Origin of the sequence: Pediococcus cellicola (genome assembly GCF_001438655.1) — a bacterium.
Taxonomy (GTDB): domain Bacteria; phylum Bacillota; class Bacilli; order Lactobacillales; family Lactobacillaceae; genus Pediococcus; species Pediococcus cellicola.
In genome coordinates, this window is sequence record NZ_JQBR01000018.1 from 1 (window position 1) to 5,771 (window position 5,771).

3 protein-coding genes and 2 pseudogenes are annotated in these 5,771 nt (G+C 37.7%); 3 read left to right on the plus strand and 2 right to left on the minus strand.

What is annotated here, in order from left to right:
• The 3 genes from IV80_RS09855 to IV80_RS09865 form a co-directional block, all read left to right on the plus strand.
• Window positions 1-967, plus strand: a 967-nt coding sequence (locus tag IV80_RS09855; RefSeq protein WP_057752916.1) for a lanthionine synthetase LanC family protein, incomplete at its 5' end; no start/stop codon positions are given.
• Window positions 968-985: 18 nt separating this feature from the next.
• Window positions 986-2,809, plus strand: coding sequence for an ATP-binding cassette domain-containing protein (locus IV80_RS09860; RefSeq protein WP_042255047.1), 1,824 nt, complete (start codon window positions 986-988; stop codon window positions 2,807-2,809).
• Entirely contained in the window at window positions 2,799-4,652 is a 1,854-nt protein-coding gene (locus IV80_RS09865) for an ABC transporter ATP-binding protein (RefSeq protein ID WP_057752919.1), read from the plus strand. Before IV80_RS09860 ends, IV80_RS09865 begins: the two co-directional genes overlap by 11 nt.
• Before the next feature lie 310 nt (window positions 4,653-4,962).
• On the opposite strand, the pseudogene IV80_RS10040 reads toward IV80_RS09865, so the two are convergent.
• Together IV80_RS10040 and IV80_RS09870 are read right to left on the minus strand one after the other, a co-directional pair.
• Window positions 4,963-5,151, minus strand: a pseudogene (locus tag IV80_RS10040) (transposase); the annotation flags it as partial.
• Window positions 5,152-5,180: 29 nt separating this feature from the next.
• A pseudogene (locus IV80_RS09870) lies at window positions 5,181-5,690 on the minus strand (IS30 family transposase); the annotation flags it as partial.
• Window positions 5,691-5,771 lie beyond the last annotated feature (81 nt).

The following is a 5,771-nucleotide window of genomic DNA, read 5'->3' on the forward strand; positions in this document are numbered from 1 at the left end:
GTTAAATTCCTTTATGACTGAATTTAACTCTCTGTACACAGAATTAACTAGAGAACAGATTGATCAAACAAGTAGAGCGATTAAGAAACGAGGAGTACGGGAGAGTGATTACGATTTAATTCAAGGGCTGTCTTCCTGTTTGGGATATTTGGGCCAGTATGGTGTATCCTCAGGGGATCAAGAAAATCAAAAGAGAATAGTGCAATTATTTGATTGGCTTTTTAAGTCCTCTGATTATGGCCTGCCAAATGGCCTTATAAAGAATAACAATATTATTGATGAGGACAGAAAAAGGTATTTTACGAAGGGGTATGTAAATCTGGGATTATCTCATGGTTTTGCTGGCCCTCTAGCAGCCCTCTCAACGATTCCAAACACTCAAGCATTAGGCACCGTACTGAACTTTTATGAAAAACTCTTTTATCAAAATCGGCAGGCTAATACCCCATGGACTAGTGAAGTCTCTTTTCAAAATTTAATACAAAATGATTTCAAGGTACTTGGTGGAGAACGTGCTAGCTGGTGTTATGGAAATCCTGGAATTGCTCGTGCAGTTTTTGAAGGTGCCAAACTTCAAAATAATCAGCTGCTAATGGAAACGGCTGTGAATTATTTTTTAAGTTTAAAATCGTTAGATTTTGATGACCTTCAACTAAAATCACCCACAATTTGTCACGGAATCTCCGGACTTCTCTTAATTTTAAATGCAATGGAGCGAGATACCGGATTAAGAGAGATTGGATTAATTAAACAAAGAATTTTGGCGAGGTTACTATCTGTAGCTGATTTTGAAAAAAAACTAGTATTTATGGAATACGATATGGTTTTCCGAGGAAAGAGATATGATACACCTGGTTATTTTAACGATATTGGTTTGTTAAACGGTTCAGGTGGGATTGTTTTGACTTTAATGTCATTACAGAGTAAGCAGCGCCTTGATTGGGAACGGATCCTATTAGTCAGCTAAAATCAAGGAGGGTTGAGGATGCAAGCAAAACAAGAAAAGTACACGATTTTTCAAAATATTAACTGGTATTTGAAAAAAACATCCAAGAAATTTCCAAAATTAAAATACGGATTATTGGTTCAGGGAATCACTAGTCTTAGTATCTTGGTGGCAACAAGCGGTGTCCCTACATTAATAATTTGGGGTTTGCAAAGAAGCTTTAATTTTTCAAGACTTTCTGTCATGATTCTATCTGTCTGTATCGGATTGGGTTGCCTGCTTTGGGGGCAGTCTGTGTATAAAACGTGGTTGCAATGGGAAAATGCAAATTTTCGCTTGCAATTGACCGTTGACGATGGCATGGGCTTCTTGATTTCTCCATTTGAAGAATCAATCGATACGGAAATTCAAAAAATACGAGTAACGAGTTCAAAACATGGCTACGAAGACGACGATAGTGGAGTCGACGTGTTGTGGCCAAGTTTTGTAAGTCTTGGAGCGACTCTGGTTTCTGTATTGGTAATTGCCGTGGCTACTGTGGTAATCGAATGGTGGAGTCCAGTTGTTATCTTAATGTTTTCACTGATTTCAGCGCGATTTTTAATAAAATTCAATGATTCTCAAAGACTATTGAAAGCCAGCGTGGATGGTACGAACTTTTACCAAAAGTATCTATACCAAGAAGCGTTTAAACTCGAATCCGGTAAGGACATCAGAATGTATAGCTTACGTAATCAATATCAGGAAAAAATTGAAGCGGCTTTTCGACAAATGACTGAAACTCAGAGAAAAATCAACTTACAAAAAATCAAGTCAATTGGGCTCATATGTTTACTTGATACGATACAGCTTTTCTTCATGTATGTCCCGTTGATCATAAGAGTTAGCGAGCATAGTATGTCGTTACCAGTTTTTACTTTTTTCTTAACATTACTGGGTACTCTAAGTACATTAGTTAGAAGGGGAGCAACTGAATTTTCAAAGTTAATAATGGCTAATGAAGATGTAACAATTGGTCGTGAATACTTAGATTATGTCGATAAGCTTCAAAAAAAGGAAAAAGTTCATGCTGGGGCGGAGAGAATTAACCATGTCAATGAAATAGAGTTTAGAAATGTTAGTTACCATTATCCAAATGATGAGAAGGATATTATTCGCGATATTAGCTTCACCATAAAAAAAGATGCGTCTGTGGCCTTGGTAGGGTTGAATGGTGCCGGAAAAACAACATTGATTTCGCTAATGATGGGCCTACTGAAACCCACTGCGGGGGAAATTCTGATTAATGGGATCTCAAGTAAAAATATCAATATGCATGAATACTCCCGTTTGTTTTCACCAATCTTTCAGTCAGGGGCTACGTTTGCAGATACTATCGAAAAAAACATCACGTTTCATAACAAATCAAAGTTTTCCACCACTGATGTGCTGAACGTTTCTGGATTGGCTTCCGATGTGATGCACTTGAAAAATGGAGAAAACACTGCTCTAACACAATATATAGATGACAAAGGGATTAGTTTATCTGGAGGCCAATCACAAAAGTTAATGATGGCGCGGGCATTATACAAAGATGGCCAGGTATTGATTCTTGATGAACCAACTTCCGCGTTAGATCCGTTAGCGGAAAGTAATCTGTATAGACAATACCATGAATTATCCAGGAACAAAATTTCGATTTTTATTTCTCATAGATTAGCTTCTACTCAGTTCGCGGATGTGGTCTTTTTTATTAAAAACGGACGTTTGGTTGATTCTGGTACGCATGCTGCATTGTTAAAATCGAATGAGGAATACGCAAACCTCTATCATGTTCAAAGCAAATATTATGTCGAAGGAGATGAACTTGGTAATGGAGAATAACGACGGATCGACAATTAGCAAACTACGCGTTTATCTCAAATTTTCAAATGAGCTCTACCCACATGTCATTGTTATTCAATTTTTATCATCCGTCATTTCGACAATTGGTATCTTCGTCAATATCTTCTTTATCGGTCAAATTATTAACATCTTGATTGATAATAATCGAAATAACAGGTACCCGATAGAGATAACCGTGGTTTTCTTGGTTATTTTATTAATTTTGAATTTTTTAAGCGAATATCTGGGAATCCTTGCAAACTCAGGCTCACATATGATGATTAAAAAAGCTAACAAAAACTTAGCTGAGAAAATGTTGGCAACTGATTACCCAACTTTTATAAATCCTGAATTCAGGAAACTCTATAGTTCAGTCAAAACAGGTTTTATGTATACGGGTGGTTTCACGATATTTATTTCAGATATTTTAAACGGGATTATTTCCTTTGCAACCACATGTATTCTTGCAGGAGGATCATTACTGGTCATGATTAGTGCCAGAGCCCCAATTAGCAGTAAGGGTTCAGCCTTTGTTAATTCTCCCTATTTTTTAATTGTAGTAATCGGATTAGTACTAATTCCATTATTGAGTTCTTTTCCAATTGCTCGCTTGGAAGGGAAGGTAATGCAGAAATTCTTTGCGTTTAATATTCAGTTCAACCGGGTAATTGACTATTACAGCGATGTACTTTTTCGAAATCCGATTTTCGGAAAGACTCTCAGACTATATGACACGGAAGAGAATACGATTTCTGAAGCCAGGGAAAATATGTATCATCAGCTCAAGAAAGATTCTAGATTCCAAATAAAAGCGACCCATATTGCAAGTATGAATACCTTGATAACTTATGGGATAGTGGGGATATTATATTTATTAATTTCAATGAAAAGTGCGTCTCAAGCGATTAGTGTAGGTAGTGTAGTTATCTATGTCGGATATCTTCAGCAGGTAATGGCAACATTATCCGCGGTTTTTGGGGCTTGGGGTAATCGGGAAGCTTCTTTTGAAACTATGGATGAATATATACAATTTATGAAATTCAGCGATCAAAAGACCCAATATGGGGACAAAGATATTCCTGATTTAACAAACGGCTTTAATATTGAATTTAAAAATGTTAGTTACAAGTATCCGGGAAACACATCCTTAGCTTTAGATAACGTTAATTTGACCATCCGTTCTGGTGAACGATTAGCAATAGTTGGCTTAAACGGTAGTGGTAAGACAACTCTAGTAAAACTACTAACGAGGTTAATAATGCCCACCAGTGGTACGATTAGCATAAACGGTATAAACATTAACGAATTTAGTACGCAAGGCTATAAGTCATTATTCTCAGTAGTGTTCCAAGACTTTTCTCTGTCGGGATTTTCTGTTAATGATAACGTATCATCGGCGTCGATTATAGATAAGAATCGTTCTGTCGGGGCGATGAAACTAGCAGGGATTTGGAAAAAAATTTCTACATTGCCTCAGGGTGGAAATACCAGCGTTGGTACACAACTAGACAAAGAAGGGGTCCATTTTTCTGGTGGTGAGTTACAAAAAATTGCAATTGCCAGAGCTTGGTATAAGGATGCACCAATTATCGTATTAGATGAACCAACTGCAGCACTGGATCCAATTTCAGAGTCTGAAATATACGCCAAATTTGATAGTCTTGTTGGCTCTAAAACTGCTGTCTACATTTCGCACAGAATGAGCTCCACACGGTTTAGTTCGCGAATATTGGTCTTTGATTCCGGAAAAATTGTCGAAGAAGGTAACCATAAAAAGCTAATGTGCGAGAAACGTCTATATTGGCGCTTGTACACGGAACAAGCAAAGTATTATAAAAAATAAATTTGATTCGGTAAAGCGCTGAATGTATTGAATCAGCTTAATCGCAATGAGTACGACAAAACGTTGCCAATTAGTTTGAGCTTCGTTAAGACAATTGCGGACTGTTCGCGTTGAAAAGCCAAATGGGTCATCAACTCGAGGCATCGAATAGCGAGAAAAGACCGTTGTTAGAAGCCATTCCACAAGTAGGCTCACCTTAATTCCACGTTTTTTCTTAAAATTGGTGCACCGTAGGATAGCGCCTAACCATACCAATTTTTTGTGGCTCTTTGTCAACGGGTGTTGATGGAGGGTTTATGTGGAACTTCGTTCACTTTCGAACGGGGTTCCTTTTCTTTAATCTGATTTTAAATTCAATTTGAATACGAAAAACAAAGTTTTTCCAATTCCGGTATCCGTATGCTGTCCGCTTAATCTGTTTAATCTTTCGATTGACGCCTTCAATGGGACCGTTGGAAAGTGTACTACTGGTCATATTTTGGATGAGCTTTTTATTTTGGCAGATTGCAAGAAATAACTTGAACAAATTTAGTAACGCAGATCACGCAAAAAGATCTCAATCGGTGTTCGCCAATTTAAACATTTGAGTGGTCGGGAATTCAAATACCAGTTAATTTGAATCAATTCATCATCGGTAATCTCATCAATCGGTTGACCTTTGGGAATGAAGCGGCGTAGTACTCGGTTGCGATTTTCATTACTGCCTCGTTCATGTGGCGAATAAGCGTGCGCAAAGTACAGCGGAACACCGGTCTGTTCTTCAATCAAATTGTAGTTGGCGAATTCTTTCCCATGGTCCACAGTAAGGGTCTTGAGATTATCTCCTAACTGGTTAGCCAATTCTAAAATAGCCTTGGTCATTGAAGTACTATCTCGTCCATTAAGCCGTTTAACGATGGTAAGCCGACTCTTACACTCGACAAACGTAGCTAATGCTTGACCTTTACGTTTTCCAGATAAAACTGTATCAGCTTCGAAGTGACCTGAAGTATTACGATCAGAAATTTCAGCTGGACGATCTTCGATGGAACGTCCATTAAGCTGATTGGTTTAACTGACACATTTAATGATAAAGGATCGGTAGCCTATAAGTTTTTTGTTGGCTTTCATGATTTAGGA

Excerpts from the sequence above, each read along its gene's own strand:
- IV80_RS09860 (WP_042255047.1), top strand. The coding sequence starts at position 986 with ATGCAAGCAAAACAAGAAAAGTACACGATTTTTCAAAATATTAACTGG.
- IV80_RS09865 (WP_057752919.1), top strand. The coding sequence starts at position 2,799 with ATGGAGAATAACGACGGATCGACAATTAGCAAACTACGCGTTTATCTC.